Raw genomic sequence first — 26,284 nt, forward strand, 5'->3', positions numbered from 1 at the left:
AACCGTGAGCAACGATGCTTACTTCAAGGACAAGGTCTGTGTGATCACCGGCGCCGGCTCCGGCATCGGCCGCGCCCTGGCGGAGAACCTGGCCCGCCGCGGCGCGAAACTCGCGCTGTCCGATATCGACACCGAGGGCCTGGCCGAAACCGTGCGACTGTGCGAGAAGTTCGGTGTGGAGATCAAATCCGATCGGCTCAATGTGGCCGAGCGCGAGGCCGTGCTGGTCTACGCCGATGAGGTCAAGAAGCATTTCGGCAAGGTCAACCAGATCTACAACAATGCCGGAATCGCGCACCACGGCGATGTGCTGGACACCGCGTTCAAGGACATCGACCGCATCATGGACGTCGACTTCTACGGAGTCGTCAACGGCACCAAGGCATTCCTGCCGTACCTGATCGAATCCGGTTCGGGTCACGTGGTGAACATCTCCAGCCTGTTCGGCCTCATCGCCGTGCCCGGCCAGAGCGCCTACAACGCCGCCAAGTTCGCGGTGCGCGGTTTCACCGAGGCGCTGCGCCAGGAAATGATCATGAGCGGTAAGCCGGTCAAGGTCACCTGCGTGCACCCCGGCGGCATCCAGACCGCCGTCGCCCGCAACGCGACGGTCTCCGAGGGCCTGAACCAGCAGAACCTGGCGACCCTGTTCGACAAGAAGCTCGCCATGCACACCCCCGCCATGGCCGCGCAGACCATCACCGAGGGCGTGGCCCGCGGACACGGCCGCGTGCTGATCGGCTGGGAGGCAAAACTGCTGGATCTGTTCGTGCGCAGCACCGGCTCGTACTACCAGCGCATCTCCGCCGTTGTACAGAAGCGCTTCCTGCCGTAGGGAATTGGTTATGCCACAGCTGAATCTGCCGTTGCCGCTCGCGCGTGCGGTCCTGCATCCGGTGTTCCGGGTCATGCTGAACAAGACGCTGCCCTTCTCGGTGCAGCGCGCCCTGATGGATCTGGGCGCGCCGTTGCAACGGGCTCCGCGCGGTACGCATTACGAGAAGGTGCGCCTGGGTGGTCGTCCGGCCGAGCGGGTCACGCTCGGTCCGGCCACCGACAGCGCCACCGTGCTGTATCTGCACGGCGGCGGTTACACGGTCGGCTCGCCCGCCACGCATCGGGCGCTCGCCGGTTATCTGGCGCGTGAAACCGGTTGTCCCGTACAGGTTCTCGACTATCGCCTGGCCCCGGAGCATCCGTTCCCGGCGGCGCTGGACGATGCCGAGGCGGCGTTCCTGGAGCTGATCGCCTTCGGCTACAAGCCCGAACGCATTGCGGTGGGCGGGGATTCGGCCGGTGGCGGGCTCGCGCTGGCGCTCGCGATCCGATTGCGCGATAAGCACGGACTGGCCCCGGCCGCGCTCGGACTCATCGCACCGTGGGGCGATCCCAACGAGATCCCCGAGCGCACCCGGGATCTGGTCATCAACAAGCCGTGGTCGCGGGCCTGCGCCGCCGCCTATCTGGGCGCCGGTGACGGCCTCGACACCGGTTACGCGCCGCTGCTCGCCGATCTGCACGGGCTGCCGCCCACCTATGTGCAGGCCGATAAATCAGAGCTGCTGCACGACCAGTGCACCCGGCTCACCGCGAAACTGCGCGCGGCGGGCGTGGAGACCCGGTTCACCGAGACCGAGGGTCTCTGGCACGTGTCCCAATTGCAGGCGTCCCTGGTGGCGCCCGCCGAGGCCATTACCCGGGAACTCGGCGAGTTCCTGCGCCAGGCCCTTCGACCTGCGCAAACCCGTTCCATAGGATAGTGGTGGCACGGTTTGTGAAGCCCGTTCGAACGGTTCGATAGAACAGGTTCGGGCGGGCTGCCGGGTGTGACATGTAAGCGTGGCGTAAATTACCCGCGAGTAAACCCACTGTGGAAGGGCAGCGATGCGAGAGTTCGAAGTCCCGGCTACCTACACCATCCCCGAGAGCGCCAATATGTCGGACGGTGCGTTCCGGCATGCGGAGAAGACCCCGGACCTGGTCGTCTTCAACACTCCGGATGGTAAGGGCGGCTGGAACGACGTCACGGCGGTCGAGTTCGCCAAGGCCGTCACGGGTGTGGCCAAGGGCTTGGTCGCCTCCGGAATCGAACTCGGAGATCGGGTGGCCATCATGGCCGCCACCTCCTACGAGTGGGTCGTGCTGGACTTCGCCATCTGGGCGGCCGGCGGCTGCACCGTCGCCATCTTCGACAGCTCCTCGGCCGAGCAGATCCGCTGGATCCTGTCCGACTCCGCCACCAAGGCGATCGTCGTGCAGAACGAGAAGCAGCGCGCCACCATCGCCGAAATCGAAGGCGGACTCGGTGATCTGCGCGAGGTGCTGCAGATCGAGGGCGGCGCCATCGCCGAACTGACCACGCGCGGTGCCGAACTCGACGACAGCGTCGTGCACGAGCGCCGCGCCCAGGTCAAGGCCGCTTCGCCCGCGACCCTCATCTACACCTCCGGCACCACCGGACGGCCCAAGGGCGTCATGCTCTCGCATGCCAACCTGTACGCCGAATCGGCCGCCGACCGCTCCGCCATGAGCGAATTCCTGCGCCCCGGCCAGAAGTCGCTGCTGTTCCTGCCGCTCGCGCACGTCTTCGCGCGGGCCGTGGCGCTGGCCGCGTTCGACGCGGGCGTCACCGTCGCGCACAGCTCCGACTGGTCCACGCTGGTCGACCAGTTCGGCGCGTACAAGCCGAACTTCATCCTCTCGGTACCGCGCGTATTCGAGAAGGTGTTCAACGGCGCGAAGCAGAAGGCGCACGACGGCGGCAAGGGCAAGATCTTCGACTACGCCACCGAGGTGGCCATCGACTACAGCAAATCGCTGGAGACCGGCGGCCCCGGACTGGTGCTCAAGCTCAAGCACACCGTGCTGGACAAGCTGGTGTTCGCCAAGCTGCGCGAGGCCATGGGCGGGCAGTGCGGTTCCGCGGTCTCCGGCGGCGGACCCCTCGGCGCGCGCCTGGGCCACTACTTCCGCGGCGCGGGCGTCACCATCTACGAGGGCTACGGCCTGACCGAGTCCACCGCGGCCGTCAGCGTCAACACCCCCAAGAACATCAAGGTCGGCACCGTCGGCCAGCCGCTGCCGGGCCACGGCGCGAAGGTCGCCGAGGACGGCGAACTGCTCATCCGCGGACCGGTCGTATTCTCCGGCTACTGGAACAACCCGGACGCCTCCGCCGACGCGTTCGACGCCGACGGCTGGTTCAAGACCGGTGACCTGGGCGCGATCGATGAGAAGGGGTTCATCTCCATCGTCGGCCGCAAGAAGGAAATCCTGGTCACCGCCGGCGGTAAGAACGTCTCTCCGGCCATGCTCGAGGATTCGCTGCGCCAGCACCCGCTGATCAGCCAGGTCATGGTGGTCGGCGACGGGCAGCCGTTCATCGGCGCACTCATCACCCTGGATCAGGAAACGCTGCCGAAGTGGCGCGAGCGCAACAACATTCCGCCCGAGACCACCATCGAGCACCTGATCGAGAACCCGGCGCTGGTCGCGGAGATCAACGAGGCCGTGGCCGCCACCAATAAGCTGGTGTCGCATGCCGAGGCGATCAAGAAGATCCGCATCCTGCCGGTCGACTGGACCCAGGAGGGCGGCGAGCTCACCCCGAAGCTCTCGCTCAAGCGCAACGTGGTCATGAAGGAATACGCCAAGGACGTCGAGGCGATCTACTCCTAGATCTTCGTTCGGACAGGGCGCTGCCACCGGATTCTTCCGGGGCAGCGCCTTTTTCATACCGCTGACCGGGGGAGTTCCGGCGTCATCGGAATGTCATTTCTGTGGCCGGTGCGGTGGCCCGATCCCGCAGTAGGGTCGAATTCGTGGCCGGTCGTGAACTTCGAATTGCCGGTGGCGTAGCCGCCGCCGCGGTGACCCTCGGGGTTGCCGAGATCGTCGCGGTGCTGATCAGCCCGGACAGCACGCCATTGCAGGCGATCGGATCGCTGATCGTCGATCACACCCCGGATGGGGTGCGCGAGTGGGTGATCGGCACCTTCGGCACCAAAGACAAACTGGTGCTGTTCATTTCGATGGGCGCGGTCGCGGTGCTGGTGGCCGGGCTGGCCGGACTCGCCGAGCGGGTGAAGCGCCCGATCGGGTCGATCCTCTTCGCGGCCTTCGGGCTGTTGGCGATCGTCGCCGCGGTCACCCGCGCGGATTCGTCCTGGACCTGGGCGCTGCCCGCACTGCTGGGTGCGTGGGCCGGAATCGCGGTGCTGCGCAGCCTGATTCGCCGCATCGAGGATTTCGATGCGGCGAGCGCGGCCGCGCTGGCACCCGCCGACGGCTCGGAAACCGCCGCCGCGGAAGCGGATCCGGATGCACCGGTGGAGCGCCGACTGGTCATGCGCGGGATCGGCATCGCATTGGCCTCCGGTGCGGCGGCCGGTCTGGTGGGACGCGTTCTCGGACTGCGGAAACGGGACGTCTCGGGGGAGCGGGCGGAGGTGCAATTGCCGCCGCCGTCGGGGCCGCAGGTGGCGGTCGATCCGGCCGCCGATCTCCGAATCCCGGGCCTGTCTTCGTATCTCACGCCGAACAGCGATTTCTACCGCATCGATACCGCGCTGACCGTCCCGCAGGTCAGCAAGGATGATTGGTCACTGCGCATCCACGGCATGGTGGATCGCGAAATCCGGCTCAACTACGCCGATCTCGGCTCCCGGCAGGCCATCGAGAAACTGGTGACGCTCACCTGCGTCTCCAATCCCGTGGGCGGCGATCTCATCGGCAATGCCAGCTGGCTGGGCTATCGGCTGGATGAGATTCTCGCGGAAGCGGGTCCGCATCCGGACGCCGATATGGTGTTGTCCCGCAGTATCGACGGGTTCACCGCGGGCAGTCCGCTGGCCGCGCTCACCGACGGCCGCGATGCCATGCTCGCGGTCGGTATGAACGGCGAACCGCTGCCCACCGCGCACGGCTATCCGGTGCGCATGGTGGTGCCGGGCCTGTACGGCTATGTCTCGGCGACCAAATGGGTGACCGATATCGAGATCACCAGATTCGATCGCGCACAGGCGTATTGGACCCGGCGCGGCTGGTCCGAACGCGGCCCGATCAAGACCGGAACCCGCATCGACACCCCGGCCGGCGGCAAACTGGCGGCGGGCAAGGTGACGGTGGCGGGCGTCGCCTGGGCGCAGCATCGCGGCATCAATGCCGTGGAAGTGCGGATAGACCAGGGTGCATGGCAGCCCGCGCGGCTCGCCGCCGAACCGTCGATAGACACCTGGCGGCAATGGGCTTTCGACTGGGACGCCACCTCCGGCCCGCACACCATCTGGGCGCGCAGCACCGACGGTGCCGGCGTCGTGCAGACCTCCGATCAAGCGGGTGAGGTCCCCGACGGCGCGACCGGTTACGCGTCGCGGTTCGTGCGCATCGGCTGAAATACCGCAAACCACCGGTTATTCGGAGTGTCGGAGTGGCGAAAATGCCGAACGGCCGTTTTGCCCGCGCCCACGGTTTACGATCGCCCAGGCCGTTCGACGCCCGATCAAGGAGCGCCATATGACCGGAGTGCTGGAGTGGGCGCGGGCGGAAAACCTGCAGCCCGAACCGATCACCCTCGATGTCTGGAAGCAGCTACCCCGCGACTTCTGCCGCATTGTCGAAGTGGTGAACGGTGATGTGGTGCGCGCCGATCCGGCGCCGCAGCCGCATCGCAATGCCGCCCGCCGCCTCGCCGCCATGCTCGAGGTCGCCGCCATCTCGCATATGGGGCAGTACAGCGACGGTCCGCTCTACGTCGGCACCGATAAGGACGTACTGCTCTGGGAACTGCCGCGGGTCACGCTGCGCCGCCCGGACGTCGCGCTGTTCACCTGCGCCCCAACGGTTTCCGGGGTGCTGCCCGCACCGCGCGTGAAACTCGCGATCGAGGTGGTGTCACCGCTGACCGAACGCGTGGACACCGCCGACAAACAGGCCGAGTACGCACTCGCTGGCATTCCGTGGTTCTGGCTGGTGTATCTGGACCGCGATCATGTGACCGCGATCCAGACCCACGTGCTGGTGCTCGGGCACTACCGCCCGCACCGGCGGCTCACGCCCACCGGCGGTGAGACGCTGATAGATATGCCGATAGAGATCCGCATCGACTGGACCCGGTTGTACGGGCTCGTCTATTGATGCGGATCCCCTGTCGCACAGGATGATTCAGCCCGCGATATCGACCTTCTCCGGAGCCGGGGCCTGCCGGTGATCACTCTTGCCGTGCCCGACGAACAGCGCGGACGCCAGCACGCCGATCAGCAGGATGCAGCCCGGCAGAATCATGGACTGGCTGAGCGCGGTGCTGATCTTGTCCAGCACCTCCGGCGGAATCTTGCCGCCACCGCTACCGCCGCCCTCCATCACCGGACCGCCGGGCAGATGCTGCGCCGACAGTCGCGAGGACATCAGCGCCGCGATGGCCGCCGAGCCCAGCACCGAACCCACCTGACGGGTGGTGTTGTACACGCCCGCGCCCGCACCGGCCTGCTGAATCGGCAGGTTGTGCGTGGCCGTGGTGGCCAGCGGCGCCCAGATGCAGGCATTGGCGATACCGGCGATACCGCCGATGACCAGGAACAGCGGAATCGAGGTATCCGGCTTCATCAGCGCGGAGAAACCGAAGATGGTCGCCGCGAACACCGCGAAACCGATGGTCGGCAGAATGCGCGGCGGCATCCGATCCGAGATCTTGCCGATGATCGGCGCGAACACACCGGTCAGAATCGCCATCGGGGCCAGCACCAGCGCCGACTTGGTCGGCGACATGCCGTGCACCTGCTGCAGGAAGAAGTAGAACGGCACGAACGTCGCGGTGATCGACGCGCCCATGGCCGCGATCGCCAGGCTGGACAGCGAGAAATTGCGATCCTTGAACAGGCTCATCGGCACCAGCGGTTCACCGGTATTGCGCGCCTGATTGACCACGAACAGGCCGAGCACCACGATGCCGCCGCCGATCATCAGCCAGATCAGCGCGTCCCAATCCCGGGTGCCGCCCTCCTGGATGCCGAACACCAGCAGGAACATGCCGACCGCGGACAGTGCCACGCCGACGAAGTCGAACTTGTGCTCGTGGGTCTCCAGCGCGGGCACCAGCCAGGCCGCCAGCACGAACGCGATGATGCCGATCGGCACGTTCACGTAGAAGATCCACTGCCAGCCCTGCCAGTCCACCAGCACGCCGCCCAGGATCGGGCCGACCAGGGTCGCCAGACCGGCGACGCCGCCCCACAGACCCATGGCCGCACCGCGCTTGTCCGGCGGGAATGTGCGGGTGATGACCGCCATCGTCTGCGGGGTCATCAGGGCCGCGCCCAGACCCTGCACCGCGCGGGCCGCGATGAGCATCTCGATGCTCGTCGACATGGCGCACCACAGCGAGGCGAGGGTGAAGACCGTCAAGCCGATCAGGTAGATGTTCTTGGGGCCGAAGCGATCTCCGAGTCGCCCGGTCACCAGCAGCGGTACCGCGTAGGCCAGCAGATAGGCCGAGGTGACCCAGATGACCTTGTTGATATCGGCGTTCAGATCCTCCTTGATCGCCGGATTGGCCACCGCGACGATGGTCATGTCCAGCAGGATCATGAAGAACCCGACGACCAGCGCGTATAGCGCCAGCCACGGATTGTGTTGAGTGGACATGGGATTCCTATCTAGAGATGAAAGTCTGTGTAGTGGACCGGTTTTCGCGGTTTGTCAGGGGACCACGCCCTTTCGGACGGCAGCCAGATCCGCCTGACTCAGGCCCGCGCCCCAGTCCGCGCCGAGCCGATCGTCGTCATCGTCATCGCAGCTCGGGATGCGTTCGCCGGTCTCCGGGTCGAAATCGGACCACGGCAGTTCGCCGGACTCCAGTTCGGCGATCGTCTTGCGCAGCCAGCCGACCTCGGTGAGATTCGTGGCGTGCAGGAACTCGATGACCATCCAGTACCGCCGCGGCACCCGCCGCGAACGGATCCAGTCCTGCAGCGCCTCGAACTCGGCGACTCGCCCGTCCAGCCAGGTGACGCGTTCGCGCAGTAGTGCGATCACATCGTGCACTGGCAAATTGTGCGCCTCGGCCATGGCGAGCGGAAAAATCGGGTACTCCTTCACCGGAGTGCGAAGGATTTCCGTGATGCGCGTGCGCAGGCTGTCCCGGCCCGCCGGATTGATCCGATAGGTGGTCCGTTCCGGGCGATTACCGGCCCGATCGGTGCCTTCGGCCACCACCAATTCCTGCTCCGCCAACCGCGCCACCGTGTGATAGAGCGAGCCGGGTTTGATCTTCACCAGCTCGTCCTCGTGCCGGGTCATCAGGAGTTGATACATCTCGTACGGATGCATCGGCTTCTCTTCCAGCAGCGCGAGCACCGCGATCGCCAAAGGCGTCAGCGTCGCACTCGCCTGCTTGCCGGTCATATCGGCCTCCTGTTCCGCTCCAAATATTCCACGTGGAATATACGACGTGGAACATGGCGGGCACAACCCACTGTGCCCTGGCGCACAGTGGGTCCGGACGGCGCACGGGTGGGTCCGGATGGCGCACCGCGCCAGTCACTTTCGGGGCAGGACGAGAAACAGGCCGCTCGGTAGGCTGACGCGGTGGTCAGGGATTCGGTGGCATCACATGTGATGCGGTTGCTGGTGGGGGTGGCACGGGAGTCCGGGGTTGCCGAGCATGAGCTGGCCTTCATCGAGGGGGTGACCGGACCCGCGGTCGACGATGATCTGACCCGGTTCCCGACCTCATCGCTGCTGCGGGTGTGGGAGCTGATCGCGGCGGCCGATCCGGTGGGCGGGGGTGCACGCGCCATCGCGGCCGCGGACCGTGGGCGGTTGCACGTGTGGGACTACCTGGTGACCGGAGCGCCCACCCTCGCGGCGGGTTTCGCGGACGCGGGAGAGTATCTGAGCGTCATCTGCGATCCGGTCGCGCGAATCTCGGTGATGGAGGACGGTTCTCGGCTGACGGTGCAGCACGACAACCTCTCCACCGGCACCGAGGTGGACAACACCATCAACGAGTACGCGCTCGGATTGATACTGCGCCGCGCGCGAGATGCGCGCGGAGACGGATTACGGCCCGTACGAGTGGATTTCGCGCATACCGCGCCGCGGCGGCACGGACATCTCGACGAGGTGTTCGGGACCGGGAACATCCACTTCGGCCAGGGCGGGAATCGAATCACCTTCCTCGATACCGAATCCGAGCCCGCCACAAGACCTTTCGATCCCGAGCTACAGCGCGTCATGCGAATGTACGCGCGCTCGATCATCGACAGCGCGCGGCCCGCGCCGGATTGGCGCGAGAGCTTCCGCGGTGCGATCGGGGAGGCGCTGGCGGACAGCCACGGCCGCGGCACCTCGCTGGAGGAGGTCGCGCATCGGCTGGCGATGAGCCCGCGCACCCTGCAACGCCGGTTGGCCGAACACGAGACGACGTGGCGAGAGGAGTTGGAGGCGGTGCGATTCGAGCGTGCCACCCGGTTGCTGCGCGAGACCGATCTCTCGCTGCAATCCATCGCCGGACGACTCGGCTACACCGATCATCGCACCCTGCGGCGCGCCTTCCAGCGCTGGACCGGGCAGACCCCGGACGCCTTCCGGCGCGCCGCCTGAGCGCACCTCACGCCTTCGCGGCCCGCGCCGCCTTCGCCGCGTTCAGGGTGACGGCGGCGGCGTTCCAGATGGCGTACAGGCTCACCGCGTACGGCACCCAGGTCGGATGATGAACGGCGATCAGCACGATCGTCGCCACCGCCAGCGCGAGCGCGCGATGCACGATTCCGTTGTGCAGCAGGCTCTTCAGCACGATCGTATGCACCGATGGCTGGACCGTGGTCATCGCTCCACCCGCTTCTTCAGCGCCTCGTTCGACAGTTCGAAACTCTCGATGGTGCTCGCGATGGTGCCGCTCATGAAGGGAGCCAGCACCCCGCCGAACTCCTCCGCCTGCACGAACCGCGTCCCGCCGTCCCGCGCCTCCATCGTGAACTTGTGCGTACCGTCGAAAAGCCCGGGCACCACCACGATTCCCTTCCAGGTGACCGCCTTCGCATGCTCGGCCACCAGCACCCGGGGCTTGAAACCCATGGGCCGCCCCGTCACCGGATACATCCGCATCTCCAGCCGCTCACCGACCGCGAGCGTCCCCTTGGCTTCCCGAATGAACGGATTCCACTCGCTGTAACTCTCGAAGTCACTGAACACCGCCCACACCTGCTCCGGTGTGGCGTCGATCTGAATATCGGTACTGATCGATTTCATGAATCCGAGCCTATGACCAGCACATTCGCACCGAACGGGATGTAACGCGCCAGCTAGGGGACAAACGGCGCCGGGCCGGATTCCCGTGAGAATCCGGCCCGGAACGTGAAAACGGTTGTGCTAGACGGTCGGTGCGAACGCCTCGCCGATGATCTCGGCCTGCTCCACCGCGTGCACCTTCGACGAACCCGAGGACGGGGCCGACATCGCGCGCCGCGAGATGCGACGCAGCTTGGCGAAGCGGGCGGGCAGGATCTCCGGGAGGTTCAGGCCGAAGAAGGGCCATGCGCCCTGGTTGGCCGGTTCTTCCTGGACCCACACCAGATCGGTGGCGTTGGGGTAACCCTCCAGCGCCTCGTTCAGGCGGAACTTCGGGATCGGGTAGAGCTGTTCGACGCGCACGATGGCCACATCGTCGCGCTTGTTCTTGTTCTTCTCCGCGACCAGCTCGTAGTAGATCTTGCCGGAGGTCAGCAGTACGCGCTTGACCTTCGAACGATCACCGTCGCCGCTCTCGTAGGTGGGCTCCTCGAGCACCGAACGGAACTTGTTGTCGGTGAAGTCCTCGACCTCGGAGACCACGGCCTTGTTGCGCAGCATGGACTTCGGGGTGAAGACCACCAGCGGACGGCGGATGCCGTCGAGCGCGTGCCGGCGCAGCAGGTGGAAGTAGTTCGACGGGGTGGACGGAACCGCCACCGTCATCGAACCCTCGGCGCACAGCTGCAGGAAGCGCTCGATACGACCGGAGGTGTGGTCCGGACCCTGACCCTCGTGACCGTGCGGCAGCAGCAGCACGACCTCCGACAGCTGGCCCCACTTGGCCTCACCGGAGGAGATGAACTCGTCGATGATGGTCTGCGCGCCGTTGACGAAGTCACCGAACTGCGCCTCCCACAACACCAGTGCGTCGGTGTTGCCGAGCGAGTAGCCGTATTCGAAACCGACGGCGGCGTATTCGGACAGTGCCGAATCGTGCACCGCGAACCAACCCGGATTCTTCGACCCGATGTTGTGCAGCGGGGTGTACTCGCCACCGGTCTTGCGGTCGATGATCACCGAATGCCGCTGCGAGAAGGTGCCGCGACGCGAATCCTGACCCGTCAGGCGAACGGCCTTGCCCTCGTCGATGAGCGAACCGAAGGCCAGCAATTCGGCCATGGCCCAGTCGATCTTGCCCTCGTACGCCATCTCGCGGCGCTTCTCCATGACCGGCTTGACGCGCGGATGCACATTGAAGCCCTCGGGCGCGTTCACGAACGCGTCGCCGATGCGCTGCAGCACGGTCTTGTCGACCGCGGTGACCAGCGTGGTCGGCATCTGCTGCTCGTCCTCGACCGATTCGGACGGCTCCGGAACGTACTTCTCCAGCTCGCGCACCTCGTTGAAGATCCGCTCCAGCTGCCCCTGGTAATCGCGCAGGGCGTCTTCGGCTTCCTTCATGGAGATATCGCCACGGCCGATCAGGCTCTCGGTGTAGGCCTTGCGGACCGAGCGCTTGGTGTCGATGGCGTCGTACATGTTCGGCTGCGTCATCGAGGGGTCGTCGCCCTCGTTGTGGCCGCGGCGGCGGTAGCAGATCATGTCGATGACCACATCGCGGTTGAACCGCTGGCGGTAGTCGACGGCCAGCTTCGCAACCCACACACAGGCTTCGGGATCGTCGCCGTTCACGTGGAAGATCGGCGCGCCGATGAACTTCGCGATGTCCGTGGAGTATTCGGTGGAGCGCGAGTACTCGGGCGCGGTGGTGAAGCCGATCTGGTTGTTGACCACGATGTGCACGGTGCCGCCGGTGCGGTACCCGCGCAGACCGGACAGGTTCAGCGTCTCGGCGACGACACCCTGACCGGCGAAGGCCGCGTCACCGTGCAGCATGAGCGGCACGACGGAGAAGCTGCGCGCCTCTTCGCCCTTGGTGACCAGGTCTTCCTTGGTGAGCAGATCCTGCTTGGCGCGAACCAGACCCTCCAGCACCGGGTCGACGGCCTCGAGGTGCGACGGGTTGGCCGTCAGCGAGACCTCGATGTCGTTATCGCCGAACATCTGGATGTAGGTGCCGCGCGCGCCCAGGTGGTACTTCACATCGCCGGAGCCGTGCGTGGCGGCCGGGTTCATATTGCCCTCGAACTCGGTGAAGATCTTCGAGTAGGGCTTGCCGACGATATTCGCGAGCACGTTCAGGCGGCCGCGGTGCGGCATACCGATGACGACCTCGTCGAGGGCGTACTCGGCGCACTGATCGATGACGCCGTCCATCATCGGGATGACAGATTCCGCGCCCTCGAGCGAGAAGCGCTTCTGGCCAACGTATTTGGTCGCGAGGAAGGTCTCGAACGCCTCGGCCGCGTTGAGCCGGGACATGATGTACTTCTGCTCGGCGACGGTCGGCTTGGCGTGCTTCTGCTCGACCCGGTCCTGAATCCACTGCAGCTGTTCGGGATCCAGGATGTGGGTGTACTCCACACCGACGTGGCGGCAGTACGCGTCACGCAGGATGGACAGCACATCGCGCAGCTTCATGCGCTCCTGGCCGTGGAAGCCCGCGACATTGAATTCGCGATCCAGATCCCACAGGGTCAGGCCGTGCTGGGTGACATCCAGATCCGGATGCGAACGGAACTTGTCCTTCACCAGCCGCAGCGGGTCGGTGTCGGCCATCAGGTGACCGCGGTTGCGATACGCCGCGATCATCTCCTGAACGCGGGTCGACTTGTCGATACCGCGTTCCTTGATGTCCTTGCGCCACCGGATCGGCTCATAGGGCACGCCCAGGCCGTGGTGGATATCGTCGTAGAACTCGTCCGAGATCAGCAGGTTGTGAATGGTCCGCAGGAAATCGCCGGACTCCGCGCCCTGAATGATGCGGTGATCGTAGGTCGAGGTCAGCGTCATGAGCTTGCCGATGCCGATTTCGGCGAGCTGCTCATCGCTCATGCCCTGGAATTCGGCCGGGTACTCCATCGCGCCCGCGCCCACGATCGCGCCCTGACCCTGCATGAGCCGCGGCACCGAATGATTGGTGCCGATGGTGCCCGGGTTGGTGAGCGAGATGGTGACGCCGGAGAAGTCGTCGGCGGTGAGCTTGCCGTCGCGCGCGCGGCGCACGATGTCCTCGTACGCGCTGTGGAACTGCGCGAAGGTCATGGTCTCGGTGTTCTTGATGGCCGCGACCACCAGCGAACGGTTGCCGTCCTTGCCCGGAAGGTCGATGGCCAGGCCGAGATTGGTGTGCGCGGGGGTGACCGCGTTCGGCTTGCCGTCGATCTCGGCGAAGTGCCGGTTCATGTTCGGGAACGCCTTGACCGCCTGCACGATCGCGTAGCCGAGCAGATGGGTGAAGGAGATCTTGCCGCCGCGGGTACGCGCGAGGTGGTTGTTGATGACCACCCGGTTGTCGATCATCAGCTTGGCCGGGAAGGCCCGGACGCTGGTGGCGGTGGGGATGGCCAGCGACGACGACATGTTCTTGACGACGGCCGCCGCCGGTCCGCGCAGGATCTTGGTCTCATCGGCGGTCGCGGCCTTGGGCGCGCCCGTGGTGGGGGCCGCGTTGGAGGCCGGAGCCGGGGTGGTCTGCGGGGTGCGCACCGCGGCCGCGGCGGGCGCGGGGGTGGCCAGCGCCGCGGGGGCCGGATTGGCGGCGGGCGCGTTGTTCGCGACCGAAGTCGGCACGCTGTTCGTGGACGGTGCGACGCTCGGCGTGGCCTTCGGTGCGGCGGGGGCCGCGGGCGGGGTGACAGGGGGAGCTACCGCAGCTGTCGCCGGGGTAACCGGCTGGCTGTTGCCGGTATCGCCGGGAGTGGACTCCGGCGAGTAATCGGCGAGGAACTCGTGCCAGCTCTCATCGACCGACGACGGGTCTTGCTTGTACTTTTGGTACATCTCGTCGACAAGCCACTGGTTCTGTCCGAACTGGTCTGTTGAGCTGCTCACAGCAGGTGTTCGCCTCATTTCGTTCTTCGCGCTGCGACGTTTGTGACGTGCCCGGCACGGGTAATCGGCGGATGCGCGCCGACGCGCCCCCTCTGAGGATATGCCCACCCCTGTAAGCCCATGGGCATGGACTACCACCGAGCGGACACGTTCCTTAGTGACGACTCGTCCTCAACTGAGAATATTCCTTCGGTGGCCTGTGCCGCAGCCCAGAGGCGGGAGTACCCGCCGTGTGTTGATAGCAGTTCTTCATGAGTGCCGATTTCGGTGATCTTGCCCTGGGCCACCACGGCGATCAGATCGGCCTGCGCGGCGGTCGCGAGGCGGTGCGCGACGATCACCGCGGTCCGGCCCTGCGTGACCGATTCGCTTGCTACCAGCACCGATGCCTCGGCCGCCGGATCCAGTACCGCGGTGGCCTCATCCAGCAGCAGCAGATCCGGCTGCACCAGTTCGGCGCGGGCCAGTGCGATCAGCTGACGTTGCCCGGCCGAGAGTCCACGGCCGCGTTCGCCCACCGGCTGGCGCATTTTCAGCGGTAGCGCGTTGATGGTGTCCAGTGCGCCGACCGCCGCGGCTGCCGCCTCGATCTCCGCTGAATTCGCAAAAGGTTTGCCGAATGCAATGTTGCTGGCGATGTCGCCGGTGAACAGGTGAGCTTCCTGAGGAACGACGCCCAGCCGCGATCGATAGTCGGTGAGCCGATAGTCGCGGATATCGACGCCATCCACGCTGATCGTGCCGCTTTCGGCGGTAATGCGATGCGTCCCATAGGAATCGGCTATCGAGCCGGATATATCACCGTGCCGTCGATCGTGATTTCCGTCATAGGGCATGTCGTACAACCGCGCCAGCAGTTTCACGATGGTCGATTTCCCCGCGCCCGTCGCACCGACGAGCGCGAGGCTGGTGCCCGGCGGAATGCGCAGCGTGACACCGTCCAGCGCCGGGGTATCGGTGCCCGGATAGCGGAAGCGCACATCGTCGAAGACCACCTCACCGCGCAGACGGCCGGGTACGGCGACCGCGTCGGCGGGATCGGCGGCGATGGAGGACGGGGTGCGCAGCAGTTCCCCGATGCGGCGCAATCCGACTCGCGCCTGCTGATAACCGTCGAAGAGTTGGGAGAGCTGATGGATCGGGCCGAACAGCAGCTCCAGATACAGCACGAACGCCACCAGCGTGCCCGCGGTGGTGACGCCGTTCGCGACCTCGCGCGCACCCATGAACACGACCGCGGCCAACGCCAGATCGGCCCATGCGCCAACGAACGCGAAGAACAGCGCGATGGCGCGCTGCGCCCGCATCCGGCTCACGCGATAGCGGTGCGAATAGCCGGTGAAGCGCTCGGCCGAGCGCCGCTCGTGCCGATTCGCCTGCACCGCACGCAAACCCGCGACATTCTCGGCGAAATCGCCGTTCACGGTGGCGGCGTGCTCACGCGATTCGGTGTACGCGGCATCGGAGACCCGGCGGAACCACCAGGTGGCCAACAGCAATGGCGGCAGCGACAGGAAAACCACCAGCGCCAGTTGCACATTGATGATCAGCAGTGCCACCGCGATGCCGAGCACCATGAGCACGCTCACCAGCGCATCGGGCACCCCGGTTTGCAGGAAGGTGGAGAGCGCGTCGATATCGGTGGTCATGCGGGTCAGGATCTTGCCGGACAGCTCGCGCTCGTAATAGTCCAGCCCGAGCCGTTGCAGATGCGCGTAACTGCGCACTCGCAGGCCGTACAGCACCCGCTCACCCGCGCGGGAACCCCACACCAGCGCGGTCGAGGCGGCCAGCCAGCCGACGGCCGCCAGCACCGCACCGATGATGGCGGCCTTGGCCAGTGCCGCGCCGTCATGGTTGGTCACGCCGGAGTCGATGGCGTACCGCACGATCGACGGAAAGCCCACGCCGACAATCGCATCCACCGCCAGCAGCAGTACCGCGGCAATGACCAGCCAGCGCACCGGCCGCATGGCTTTGCTCAACCGGAATTCGGTATCCGGCTCGCGCAGCTCGGCCGGATCGAGCTCCGGCAGTTCGTTCGCGGCGGGCAGTTTCGCCAGCGATTTCCGAACCTCTTGCGGCGTATCGGGATCCAGCCCGGCGTCGGCTTCCAGTCCGGTGCGCGCGGGCGTCGCGATCGCCGGTCCGGGTGTGGTCTCTCCGCCCGGAGCGGGCAGGCGGATGATGCGGTCGGCGTGGGCGAGGGTGGATTCGCGGTGCGCGAGGATGAGGGTGGTACGCCCGGAATCGGTGGGCAGCGCGGCGAAGATGGCGGCCTCGGTGAGGGCGTCCACGGCGGAGGTGGCGTCGTCCAGGATGAGGATGCGCGGGTTCGCCAGCAGGGCGCGGGCCAGCGCGATGCGCTGGCGCTGACCGCCGGACAGGGTGAGGCCGCGCTCGCCGACCACGGTGTCGTAGCCCTTGGGCAGGGCCCGAATGAATTCGTCGGCGGCGGCCTGGACCGCGGCCGTGTGGATTTCGTCCTCGGTCGCCTCGGGGCGGCCCAGCGCGATATTCGCGGAGATGGTGTCCGACAGCAGGAAGGCCTCGTCGAAGACCACGCCGACGGCATCGCGCAGTTCGGTGGCGCGCAGTTCGGCGATATCGGCGTGGGAATCGTTGCCGTACAGCGAGATCCGGCCGGAATTCGGGGTGTAGAAGCGGGGGAGCAGCAGCGACAGCGTGGATTTGCCCGAACCCGCCGGGCCGATGATGGCCACCGTCTCACCGGGGGCCACGGTCAGATCGAAATCGTCCAGGATGGGCCGCTTCGGATCGAATCCGAAGGTGAGGCCGGAGATCTCGATACCGAGCGGCCCGGCGGGCAGTGCCACCGGATGTTCCGGATCGGTGCGTTCGGGCGCACTGTCGATGACCTGGTGCACGCGTTCGGCGGCGGCGCGGGTGAGCTGTGCCATCACCACCACCATGGAGATGGTGCGGGTGGCATTGGTCATGGTGGACAGGTAGGCGGTGAAGGCCAGCAGGGTGCCCAGTCCGATCGAGCCGTGCAGTGCCAGCACACCGCCCGCGGCGATGACCGCCACCAGCCCGGCCTGCGGCACCGAGGACAGCGTCGGCCCGAATTTGGCGTCGATGCGGGCGGCGCGCATGCGCTCGGCATAGAGCTTGCGGCCGTGCCGTTCCAGCAGATCCACCATGCGGGCTTCCTGCCCGAAGCCCTTCACCACGCGCACGCCGGTAATGGTCTCCTCGACATGCTGGGCCAGATCCGAACCGCGCTGCTGCGCCGACCAGGTGGCGGCGTACAGCCGCGGCCGGACGCGATAGACCACCAGCGCCAGCACCGGCACCACCAGCAGCGCGGTGAGCGCCAGCGGCGGGGACAGCCACAGCATGACGCCCGCGGCGAGCACGAATTGCAGTACCGCGAGCGAGGACCACGGACCCATGGCGAGCAGGCCCTGCACCAGGGTCAGATCGCTGATGGAGCGGGACACCACCTGCCCGGTGCGCAGCGCGTCCTGACCGGGACCGTCCAAACGCTGAAGCGCCGCAAGCAGATCCACGCGCAATTCGTGCTGCACATCGAGCGCGAGCTGCCCGGCGGCCATGCGGCGGCCGAAGGAGGACAGGAAGCGGCCGACGGCCAGCAGCGCCAGCAGCCCGGCCATGGCGGTGATGATGCCGGTGTTCCCGGCGGTGGCGCCGTCCAGCGCGCGCTTGGCCAGCAGCGGCCCGGTGACCTCGACCGCCGCACCGATCAGCACCGCGACGGCGATGCCCGCCAGCAACCACGGATGTTGACGGCAGCGCTCCCAGAGACGGCGCAGCCACCCGGGACCGGCCGCCGCTCCGACAGCCGCGTTTTCGGGCGCTCCCGTGGCGGCCGCATCCCCGCGCGCCGTCGTCGCGCCCGTTCGAGCCTGGTTCACCCCGTTTTTCTCCACCCCGGCCTCATCCACCTTCATCACGCTCACCTAGTGCCGTAACGACGGCCCTCCCCCCAGTTTGTTCCCGCCCACCGACAATCCCGGGGTCGCGGGCGTGTCGGTGCGCGAAGTCGGACTCGCGCTTGTGCGGGGGCGCGATGGCGTGGTCCGCTGGATTCATGCCGATTCAGGGTCTCAATCACGCCGTACTGTTCGTCGCCGAGTTGGAGCGGTCGGTGGCCTTCTACGAAGAGGTGCTCGGCTTCCGCCGGCTGCCGGGCGGGTTCCCGGGTGCGGCGTTCCTACAGGCGGCGGGTTCGGCCAACGATCATGATCTCGGCCTGTTCCAGTCGCCGGATCCGTCGGTCGCGCATCGCACCGGGCGGGTGGGCCTGTACCACCTGGCCTGGGAGGTGGACACGCTCGCCGAATTGCAGCGCGTCAAGGGTGTGCTGTCGGCCGCGGGCGCATTGAACGGAGCCTCGGATCACGGCTCCACCAAGGCGCTCTACGCCGCCGATCCGGACGGTATCGAGTTCGAAGTGTGCTGGCTGGTACCGGATTCCGCCGTCGAGGAGGAACTCACCACCATGGCCGCGCCCACCTCACCGCTGGATCTACCCGCCCTCATCGCGAAGTACGGTGCGGACACCCCGGGCGGTCCGCGCACCGATCACGAGGTGTGGCGTCGCCTGTTCGCCGACCGCGGCACCGACTGAATCCGTACTGCCGGAACGGGTCTCACAGGTCGCGGCGGGTGAAGAACCACCATGCCGCCGCGGCCGCGCCGCCGGTCCAGATCAGCAGTACCGCGATGGCGGCCGGGGTGGGCGCGATGAACGCGCCCTTGGCGTAGGCCCCATTGGTCATCGCACCGACGGTCGCCGAGATCGGCAGGATATTCGCCAGCCCGCCGAAGCCGACGGCCCGCGCGGTGATCCACACCAGCGGCTCGATCACCGCCACCGCGATCATGGCCGCGATCGCCTGCACCGGCGTCCGCAGCAGAAAGCCCAGTGCCGCACCGATAATCGACCAGCAGACCACCGCGAAGGCGACGCCGCCGAAGATGGCCAGCAGATTCGCGGTGAGCGGCACCCGATCCCGCCCGAACAGCAGTAGCGCCGCACCGCCGAGCACTTCCAGCCCCAGCGTGACGACCAGTGAAACCGCCGCCGTCACACCGAGTTTCGCGCCGAACAGCAGATTGCGGTCCGGTGTGAACAGCGCGCTCAACCCCAGTGACCCGAGTCGATACTCATCGCCCGAGGCCACCGCCCCGAGGATCGCGGCCAGCACCACCGCCGCGAGCAACGCCAGTCCTGGTGCGATGGCGGACCCGGTCGTGAACAGGAACCGATCCCGCACCGCCGCATCCGCCGGTTCGAAGCTCAGCCCCATGATCGCGAACGCCACCACCCCGTACCCCACCAGCACCCCGGCCACCCGCCGGTTCACCCGCAGGGAGGTGATCTTCCGAAACTCCGAATCCGCCGCCCGCAGTACAGAATCCGGCACGACATCCAGAATCATCGAAAATCCTCTCGTAGCTGGCCACCGGCCGGACGGGTCCGGCCGATCATCGGCGATCCCGCCACAGCGTCATGAGCGCGTTCGGCCGGAGCGGCCGCGGCGTCCGATTCGGAAGCGCGCGGGGCGTTCGCGCGCGCTGCGGTCAACGCGGCATTCCGTACATGGTGGGGGCCGGGTAGGGCTGGGCCGCGGGGGCGGTGTGGGCCAGGGCGGCCAGCACCTGGTCGGGGTGGATGTGTTCCGGGGTGATCTCGGTGAGCTGGACGCGAGCCTGGGAGGCGGCCGATTCCAGTTGGGCGAGTGAGGCTTCGGCGACGGCGAGGCGGCCGTCGGGGCGCATGACGGCGTCGGTGAAGCCCGCCGCGGCCAGGGCAGTTGCCAGGGCGATCGGGCTGGTGGCGCGCACCAGCAGGCGATCGGGGTGATTGCGGCGCAGGCGCGCCGGGCTGCCCTGATAGGTGATCTTGCCGCGGTCCAGCACGATCAGCTCATCGGCTACCGGGAGTACCGCGCTGAGGGTGCGGGAGGTGAGCAGGACGGTGCCGCCGCGCCGGGCGTGTGCGCGCAGATATTCGCTGAGCCAGGCGGTTTCGGCCCCGTCGAGCCCGTCGAAGGGATCGTCGAGCAGCAGCAGCGGCGGATTGCCGAGCAGCGCGATCGCCAGCGCGAGGCGGGTGTGCGCCCCGGGCGGCAGGGCACGCGTGAACTCCTGCGCGAGGGTGTCCAGGCGGGTCAGCGCCAGCACTTCGTCGATCCGCTCACCGGAAACACCCGCGGCCGCGGCGAATACGCTCAACTGCCCGCGCACGGTGCGGGCCGGATGCAGTCCGCGCGGGGATTGCACCGCGCCCAGCACCTGCTTTCCGCGCGGTGCGGCGGCCGGACCGCCGAGTTCGGCGGTACCGGAGTCCGGGGTCAGCTGGCCGAGCAACAGGCGCAGCACGGTGGTCTTGCCCGCGCCGGGCGGGCCCGTGAGCGTCGCGACCTTGCCCGCGGGCACCACGAAACTCACATCGTCGACGGCGGTGACGGTGCCGAAGCTCTTGCTCAGCCCGGCCGCGGCGAAGGCGAGCGGTCGCGCCGGGCTCACTGCTGCTTGGTCCGGGGTGCGGATTCCACGGCCGGGAACGGATCGGCGTCGATGACCAGCGGCTGCGGCCACACCGCGGGCGGTGCGCCGAAAGCCTTGCGCGAATTGTCGATAATGCCGTGCCCGAGCGCGCGGTTACCGAAACCGCCGATGGCCGCGCCGATTCCGGCTGGAATCACCTTGCCCGCCATGAGCGCGGTGCGCTTGGCGAGGAACTGCATGACGAATCGCTTGAGCAGGGTGTCGTTCATACCGCTGATGCCGGGGATCTTCCCGGCCATGAGCGTGCCCCAGTTCTTGGCGGAGCTGCCGACGCTCTTCTGCACGATCTCCATACCGCTCTCGCCCATGACGACGGCCAGCACCAGGGCGCGGCGGCGTTCCTTGTCATCGGGCGCGACGCCGTGCACGGCCGCGACGGCGAGGGTGTAGACCGCGGAGGCTTCGAGGAAGAACGCGGTCTCCGCGCTCATGGCCGCGATCGAGGCCATGGTGCCGACACCCGGCACGGCGGCCGTCGCGCCGACGGCGGTACCGCTGCCGGTGACGGCGGTCAGGTACAGCTTCTCGATCCGGGCAATGATCTGCGCGGGGGATTCGCCCGGGTGGCCATCACGCAGCTTCCCGACATACTTCGCGACAGCGGGGGCCTGGACCTGCGCCCCATTGTCGAGCAGCGAGACGACTGTCTTCTCGAGCCCGGCCTTGAACATCGCCATACCCCTAACATTCGCGCGGTCCTCCGACCGAAACTCTATTGCACGGCTTCAACGATCCGCGAGACCAGCCGGTTCCGTCTCAGCGCGGCTCCGCCTCGACGAGACTTTCACCGGTCACCTGGAGACATAGCCGTTTTCGCACCGGACATGCGGTGTGAGCGGGGCCAGTTCCGGGAGTTCTCCCGAAGGTCGCCGGATCACTCCTTACCCCTGTCGGACACGCGGCATATCGTGGGCTTCGTGGCGGGTGTGTCGGAAGGCGCGAGCGGAATCCCGGATCCGCGATTGCGCCCTTACGTCCTCGGATACGAGGGCTACCTGTTGCATGGGTTCGACCCGGGCACGCACATCGGGATGCCCGCATCGGTGCTGACGGTGATCATCACCATCGACGAGCCGATCGAGGTGCCGGTCTCCTCACATCCGGATCAGCCGGGCGGAACCTGGGAGATGCTGGCCAGCGGCCTCACCACCCGGCCATGTCTGATCGCGCACAACGGTTATCAGCACGGCGTGCAGCTGGCTCTGACCCCGCTGGGCTGTCGCGCCCTGTTCGGCATGCCGGTCTCGGCGCTGGGTTCCTGGATCGTGGATCTGTCCGAGGTGTTCGGACCGTCCGCGCGGGAACTGCGGGAGCGGCTCGCGGGCACCGCGCAATGGCCGCGCCGTTTCGAGATCCTGGATGAGATCCTGCTGCGCCGCGTGCGTCCCGTGCGGTGGGATCCGGAGCTGGCGCAGGCCTGGGACCTGCTGGCCGGACCGGATCCGGCGGTGCGGGTGGCGGCGGTGGCCGATGAGATCGGCTGGAGCCGAAGGCATCTCGGCAATCGATGCAGTGCCGAACTCGGCGTGAGTCCGAAGGATCTCGCGCGCATCGCCCGGTTCGAGCGTTCGCACGCCATGCTGCGCCTGCCGGAACCGCCCGGGCTGGCCGAGGTCGCGATCCGCTCCGGCTACTACGACCAGGCGCATATGGCTCGCGAGTGGCGCGAACTCGCCGGGCTGCCGCCGTCGGTGTGGCGTGAGCGCGAGGAGTTCCCATTCGTCCAAGACCAGCAGCCCGCCGGGATAGCAGGCTGAGGTCATGACCGAAACGACGACATCAGCAGCTTCCACCGCAGCGCCGACCGGCACCGTTCTGGTGTGGCCGACCCTGGTCTACCGCGACGCCACGGCCGCGATCGACTTCCTCGAGCGGGCCTTCGGTTTCGAGACCGTCGCCCGCCACAATGACGGCGATATCGTCGCGCACGCCGAACTGGCCTGGCCCGCCGGCGGCGGCGCGATCATGCTCGGTTCGTCCCGCGAGGGGATGGCCCTGGATTGCCAGCCGCCCGGGGTCGGCTCGATCTACATCGTGGTGCCCGATCCCGATGCCATCTACGCCCGGGCGAAGGCCGCGGGCGCGAACATCACCCGCGAACTCCGCGACGAAGAGGGTTACAAGTCACGGGGTTTCGTCTGCCGTGATCCCGAGGGCGTGTACTGGAGCTTCGGCACCTACGGCGGCGAAACCCGCTGACCCGGTTCCGGCCGCGCGGGGTGGCCGGAACACTGTCGTGCGGTGTCAGGCGGGCTGGTGCCCGGCGGGCACCAGCTCGGCCGGGAGCGGCGGCTCGGGTGGCGTGCCTTTGCCGAAGGGGTTGCCGCCCAACGCTTCCCGGCCGTGCGGGGTCAGCCAGTTGGCCAGGTCCGGGCCGTCGGGAACGATCTTGGTGGGATTGATATCGGTGTGCACGATGTAGTAGTGCTGCTTGATCTGGGTGAAGTCGGTGGTGTCACCGAATCCCGGGGTCTGATACAGATCCCGGGCGTACGCCCAGAGCGCCTCGAATTCGGTGAGCTTCTGCCGATTGCATTTGAAATGCCCGTGATACACCGGATCGAACCGCGCGAGCGTGGTGAACAGTCGCACATCGGCTTCGGTGATGGTGTCGCCCACCAGGTATCGCTGGCCGGTGAGGCGTTCCTCGAGCCAGTCGAGCGCGGTGAACAACCGGTCGTAGGCGGCGTCGTAGGCGGCCTGGTCGCCCGCGAATCCGCAACGGTAGACGCCATTGTTGACCTCGGTGTACACCCGCTTGTTGACGGTGTCGATCTCCGCGCGCAGCTCCTGGGGATAGAGCTGGGGCGCACCGGGCCGGTGGTATTCGGTCCATTCGGTGGAGAAGTCGAGGGTGATCTGCGCGTAGTCGTTGGTGACGATCTGCCCGGTCGCGATCTCCGCGATGGCGGGCACGGTGATACCGCGCGGGTAGTCGGGGAAGCGGGCCAGATACGCGTCGCGCAGGAAATGGATGCCGAGCACCGGATCCACCTCGCCCGGATCCAGATCGAAGGTCCAGCTGCGCTTGTCATGCGTGGGCCCGCAAAGGCCGAGGGACAGTACGGATTCCAGTCCGAGCAGCCGTCGCACGATGAGCGTGCGATTGGCCCACGGGCAGGCCCGCGCCGCGACCAGCCGATACCGTCCGGGTTCGACGGGGTAGCCGTCGCGTCCGTCCGCGGTGATCCGCGTGGTGATGTAGTTGGTATCGCGTTTGAACTCGCCCGGCTCGACGTACGCGCCGTTTTCGGCTTCCGAGGTGGTCACCGGATCAGTCTTCCAGATCGGCGGTGCGGGCGGCGGTGCTCCGCGACGCGCTGCGGATCCGATCTATCCCGGGGATGTGACTGCGCATACATTCAGTTCATGACCGACTCGAAGCCCACCCGTCTGGAACGCATCGTCACCGAGGGCGGCGCGCAGGCCGCGATCATCACCATCGCGCATCCGCCGCTGAATCTTTTCGACCAGGCCCTGCTGGACTCGCTCGCCGACGATATTCAGGAACTCGCCACCGAGACGCCGCGCGCGTTGCTGTTGCGCGCCGAGGGCAAACTGGTGTCCGGCGGCGTGGACGTGCATGTGTTCGACGGACTTTCGATGGCCGAGGGCGCGCAGCTGTGGCAGACGCTGTTCGCGCGCATCATCCATCCGCTGGAGGCGCTGCCGTGCCCGGTGATCTTCTCCGCGCACGGCCTGACCCTGACCGCGGCCTTCGAGATCGCGCTGGCCTGCGACATCATTCTGGCCGCGCCCAAGGCCAAGTTCGGTCTGGTGGAGACGGTGGTCGGCCTGACCCCGTCGATGGGCGGCCCGCAGCGGCTGGCCGAGCGCGCCGGTTCGGGTCGCGCCCGCGAATTCGTGATGACCGGCGATCTCTACGACGCGCCGACGATGGCGGACTGGGGTGTGGTCAACGCGGTGCACGAGGATGTCGACACCGCCGCCCGCGCACTGCTGGCGCGGCTCGCCGACGGCCCGACGCGCGCGCACGCGGCGACCAAGGAGATCATCGGCGCCTGGCGTTCCGGCGGTGTGGCGCATGCGGATTCGGTGACGCCGCAGGTCTCGGGCCAGCTCTTCGCCACCGATGATCTGCGCGGTGCGGTCAAGAGTTTCCTCGACGTCGGCCCGGGGAAGGCCACGTACACCGGGCGCTAGTCGTTTCCGTGCCGTGACGTCTCGACTACGTTTGCCGACAATCCGCCCACGGATGTGATGTGCATCATATAGTCACTGGTGCCTGCAGGCTCGAGGCGCTCGGAGGGACGGATGTCGCAGTTACTGGTCGAATACCCGCACTCGCGAAATGCCTGGTGCGACAACCCGGTTGCGCGCGGTGCCGATGGCATCCTGCGCTACGGGAACCTGACCCCGGCGCTCACGGAATTGCTGGATGTGCAGGTACACAACTTCTCCGCGCGGGAGGCGGTGGTCGAGATCGGCGGCCCCCGCCTCACCTACCGGGAGCTCTGGTACTCCGCCTCCCGGATCGCAGGAGGATTGCAGGAGCACGGAATCGGTTACGGGGACCGGGTCGCAGTGCGAATGCCGGTGGGCGCGCGCTGGGTGCAGGCGTTCCTGGGCGCGCTGCTGTCCGGCGCGGTGCCGGTGCTGGTGCATGACGGTTTGCCGGATGCGTTGGCGGACCGCGTGATTCGCGATGCCGATGCCGATTACATCCTGGACGGTGGTGGCAGCGCGGCGAATTACCGCGAGGCGCTGCCGGACGGCGCGGCGTTCATCGATGACGGTGCGTCCCTCGGTGAGCTGGCACTACTCTGCTACACCAGTCCCGGTGCCGAGATCGGACCGCGCGGTGTGGAGTTGACCAACGAAAACCTTTTGTCCGCAATCCGTTCCGTGGTCGGCACCCTCGATCTGCCGAGCGAAGGGCTGCGCAATCTGGTGCTGCTGCCGCTCGCGCACGCCAGCGGCTGTGTGGATCAGTTGCTGCCCACTTTCGCGGTCGGCGGCACCGTGGTGCTTGCCCCGGATCCGGCGGTGATCGCGAAAACGCTTGTCGCGGAACGAATAGACATGGTCTCCGCGACCCCCAGAATCTTTGCGGGCCTACTGCCCGAACTTGCGGGCCTGCGCCTGGATCGGGTGCGCCAGGTCTGCAGCGCGGGCCACCGCGCCGAACTCGCCGCCGCCGACCACTCCACCTCGGATTCGGTGGCGGCCGATCTTCGTGAGATCTTCCCCGAGGCCCGCCAGTGGTCGGTCTGGGGCGCCACCGAAACCAGCGGTATCGGCCTGGCCCGCGATGACGGCGCGGCCGCCCGCGATGTCCTCGGATTCCCTTTCGGCGGAACCGAACTCGCGCTCTGGGGTCCGCGCGCGGAAGCGGGCCACGGCGAACTGCTCTGCCGCGGCCCGAATGTCGCCCCCCGCTACTGGAACGATCCGCAGACCACCGAATCCCGCTTCACCGGCGCGTGGTTCCACACCGGCAACCACGTGAGCATCGACCCGGACGGCCTGGTCCGCCGCTCCCTCGCCGAATAACAGCCAGCGTCGACCGCGACCTCGC

At 67.2% G+C, this 26,284-nt stretch carries 21 protein-coding genes; 11 read left to right on the plus strand and 10 right to left on the minus strand.

Annotation, left to right across the window (positions count from 1 at the left end):
• Positions 1-4: 4 nt before the first annotated feature.
• The 5 genes from ACFC0O_RS34890 to ACFC0O_RS34910 all read left to right on the plus strand — a co-directional run bounded on the left by ACFC0O_RS34890 (position 5) and on the right by ACFC0O_RS34910 (position 6,135).
• Positions 5-835, plus strand: coding sequence for an SDR family NAD(P)-dependent oxidoreductase (locus tag ACFC0O_RS34890; RefSeq protein ID WP_375965651.1), 831 nt, complete (start codon positions 5-7; stop codon positions 833-835).
• A gap of 10 nt (positions 836-845) precedes the next feature.
• Positions 846-1,760, plus strand: coding sequence for an alpha/beta hydrolase (locus ACFC0O_RS34895; RefSeq protein WP_375965654.1), 915 nt, complete (start codon positions 846-848; stop codon positions 1,758-1,760).
• Between the two features lie 124 nt (positions 1,761-1,884).
• Positions 1,885-3,678: an AMP-dependent synthetase/ligase gene (locus ACFC0O_RS34900; protein ID WP_375965657.1), complete on the plus strand. Its 1,794-nt coding sequence runs from the start codon at positions 1,885-1,887 to the stop codon at positions 3,676-3,678.
• Positions 3,679-3,821: 143 nt separating this feature from the next.
• Positions 3,822-5,393, plus strand: coding sequence for a molybdopterin-dependent oxidoreductase (locus ACFC0O_RS34905; protein ID WP_375965659.1), 1,572 nt, complete (start codon positions 3,822-3,824; stop codon positions 5,391-5,393).
• A gap of 121 nt (positions 5,394-5,514) precedes the next feature.
• Positions 5,515-6,135, plus strand: a complete 621-nt coding sequence (locus tag ACFC0O_RS34910) for a Uma2 family endonuclease (protein WP_375965662.1) — start codon at positions 5,515-5,517, stop codon at positions 6,133-6,135.
• Positions 6,136-6,162: 27 nt separating this feature from the next.
• Here ACFC0O_RS34910 and ACFC0O_RS34915 read toward each other — a convergent pair whose 3' ends face one another.
• Both ACFC0O_RS34915 and ACFC0O_RS34920 read right to left on the minus strand, forming a co-directional pair.
• On the minus strand, positions 6,163-7,641 hold the full coding sequence (locus tag ACFC0O_RS34915; protein ID WP_375965665.1) for a DHA2 family efflux MFS transporter permease subunit: 1,479 nt from the start codon (positions 7,639-7,641) through the stop codon (positions 6,163-6,165).
• A gap of 54 nt (positions 7,642-7,695) precedes the next feature.
• Positions 7,696-8,400, minus strand: coding sequence for a PadR family transcriptional regulator (locus ACFC0O_RS34920; RefSeq protein ID WP_375965668.1), 705 nt, complete (start codon positions 8,398-8,400; stop codon positions 7,696-7,698).
• Between the two features lie 183 nt (positions 8,401-8,583).
• On the opposite strand from ACFC0O_RS34920, the gene ACFC0O_RS34925 reads away from it, so the two are divergent.
• Complete coding sequence (locus ACFC0O_RS34925; protein ID WP_375965671.1) at positions 8,584-9,600, plus strand: helix-turn-helix domain-containing protein; 1,017 nt, start codon at positions 8,584-8,586, stop codon at positions 9,598-9,600.
• Positions 9,601-9,607: 7 nt separating this feature from the next.
• Here the strand turns inward: ACFC0O_RS34925 and ACFC0O_RS34930 are convergent, their stop codons facing one another.
• The 4 genes from ACFC0O_RS34930 to ACFC0O_RS34945 form a co-directional block, all read right to left on the minus strand.
• Positions 9,608-9,826: a hypothetical protein gene (locus ACFC0O_RS34930; protein ID WP_375965673.1), complete on the minus strand. Its 219-nt coding sequence runs from the start codon at positions 9,824-9,826 to the stop codon at positions 9,608-9,610.
• Complete coding sequence (locus ACFC0O_RS34935; RefSeq protein ID WP_375965675.1) at positions 9,823-10,248, minus strand: SRPBCC family protein; 426 nt, start codon at positions 10,246-10,248, stop codon at positions 9,823-9,825. Before ACFC0O_RS34935 ends, ACFC0O_RS34930 begins: the two co-directional genes overlap by 4 nt.
• A gap of 120 nt (positions 10,249-10,368) precedes the next feature.
• Complete coding sequence (locus ACFC0O_RS34940; RefSeq protein WP_375965677.1) at positions 10,369-14,202, minus strand: multifunctional oxoglutarate decarboxylase/oxoglutarate dehydrogenase thiamine pyrophosphate-binding subunit/dihydrolipoyllysine-residue succinyltransferase subunit; 3,834 nt, start codon at positions 14,200-14,202, stop codon at positions 10,369-10,371.
• Positions 14,203-14,315: 113 nt separating this feature from the next.
• Positions 14,316-18,119, minus strand: coding sequence for an ABC transporter ATP-binding protein (locus ACFC0O_RS34945; protein ID WP_375965679.1), 3,804 nt, complete (start codon positions 18,117-18,119; stop codon positions 14,316-14,318).
• Positions 18,120-18,259: 140 nt separating this feature from the next.
• Between ACFC0O_RS34945 and ACFC0O_RS34950 the strand changes: the two genes are divergently transcribed.
• The gene (locus ACFC0O_RS34950) at positions 18,260-18,799 is read left to right on the plus strand and encodes a VOC family protein (protein WP_375965682.1); all 540 of its coding nucleotides are present in this window, start codon (positions 18,260-18,262) and stop codon (positions 18,797-18,799) included.
• Positions 18,800-18,821: 22 nt separating this feature from the next.
• Here ACFC0O_RS34950 and ACFC0O_RS34955 read toward each other — a convergent pair whose 3' ends face one another.
• The 3 genes from ACFC0O_RS34955 to ACFC0O_RS34965 all read right to left on the minus strand — a co-directional run bounded on the left by ACFC0O_RS34955 (position 18,822) and on the right by ACFC0O_RS34965 (position 21,416).
• A complete protein-coding gene (locus tag ACFC0O_RS34955) occupies positions 18,822-19,613 on the minus strand; it encodes an ABC transporter permease (RefSeq protein WP_375965684.1) in 792 nt (263 codons plus the stop codon).
• A gap of 142 nt (positions 19,614-19,755) precedes the next feature.
• Positions 19,756-20,703 carry an ATP-binding cassette domain-containing protein gene (locus ACFC0O_RS34960; RefSeq protein WP_375965687.1) on the minus strand — a complete coding sequence of 316 codons (948 nt, stop codon included), beginning with the start codon at positions 20,701-20,703 and terminating at the stop codon, positions 19,756-19,758.
• Positions 20,700-21,416 carry a hypothetical protein gene (locus tag ACFC0O_RS34965; RefSeq protein WP_364640491.1) on the minus strand — a complete coding sequence of 239 codons (717 nt, stop codon included), beginning with the start codon at positions 21,414-21,416 and terminating at the stop codon, positions 20,700-20,702. Before ACFC0O_RS34965 ends, ACFC0O_RS34960 begins: the two co-directional genes overlap by 4 nt.
• 246 nt (positions 21,417-21,662) lie before the next feature.
• Between ACFC0O_RS34965 and ACFC0O_RS34970 the strand changes: the two genes are divergently transcribed.
• Entirely contained in the window at positions 21,663-22,502 is an 840-nt protein-coding gene (locus ACFC0O_RS34970; protein WP_375965690.1) for a helix-turn-helix domain-containing protein, read from the plus strand.
• Between the two features lie 4 nt (positions 22,503-22,506).
• Positions 22,507-22,944, plus strand: a complete 438-nt coding sequence (locus ACFC0O_RS34975; protein WP_375965692.1) for a VOC family protein — start codon at positions 22,507-22,509, stop codon at positions 22,942-22,944.
• A gap of 45 nt (positions 22,945-22,989) precedes the next feature.
• Here the strand turns inward: ACFC0O_RS34975 and ACFC0O_RS34980 are convergent, their stop codons facing one another.
• On the minus strand, positions 22,990-24,015 hold the full coding sequence (locus ACFC0O_RS34980; RefSeq protein WP_375965695.1) for a glutathione S-transferase family protein: 1,026 nt from the start codon (positions 24,013-24,015) through the stop codon (positions 22,990-22,992).
• 99 nt (positions 24,016-24,114) lie between these two features.
• Between ACFC0O_RS34980 and ACFC0O_RS34985 the strand changes: the two genes are divergently transcribed.
• Positions 24,115-24,909 (plus strand): enoyl-CoA hydratase/isomerase family protein, encoded by a 795-nt coding sequence (locus tag ACFC0O_RS34985; RefSeq protein WP_375965697.1) that lies wholly within the window; start codon positions 24,115-24,117, stop codon positions 24,907-24,909.
• A 111-nt stretch (positions 24,910-25,020) separates the two neighbouring features.
• Entirely contained in the window at positions 25,021-26,259 is a 1,239-nt protein-coding gene (locus tag ACFC0O_RS34990) for a class I adenylate-forming enzyme family protein (protein ID WP_375965700.1), read from the plus strand.
• Positions 26,260-26,284 lie beyond the last annotated feature (25 nt).

It is taken from the genome of Nocardia sp. NPDC056100 (genome assembly GCF_042266325.1).
GTDB lineage: Bacteria > Actinomycetota > Actinomycetes > Mycobacteriales > Mycobacteriaceae > Nocardia.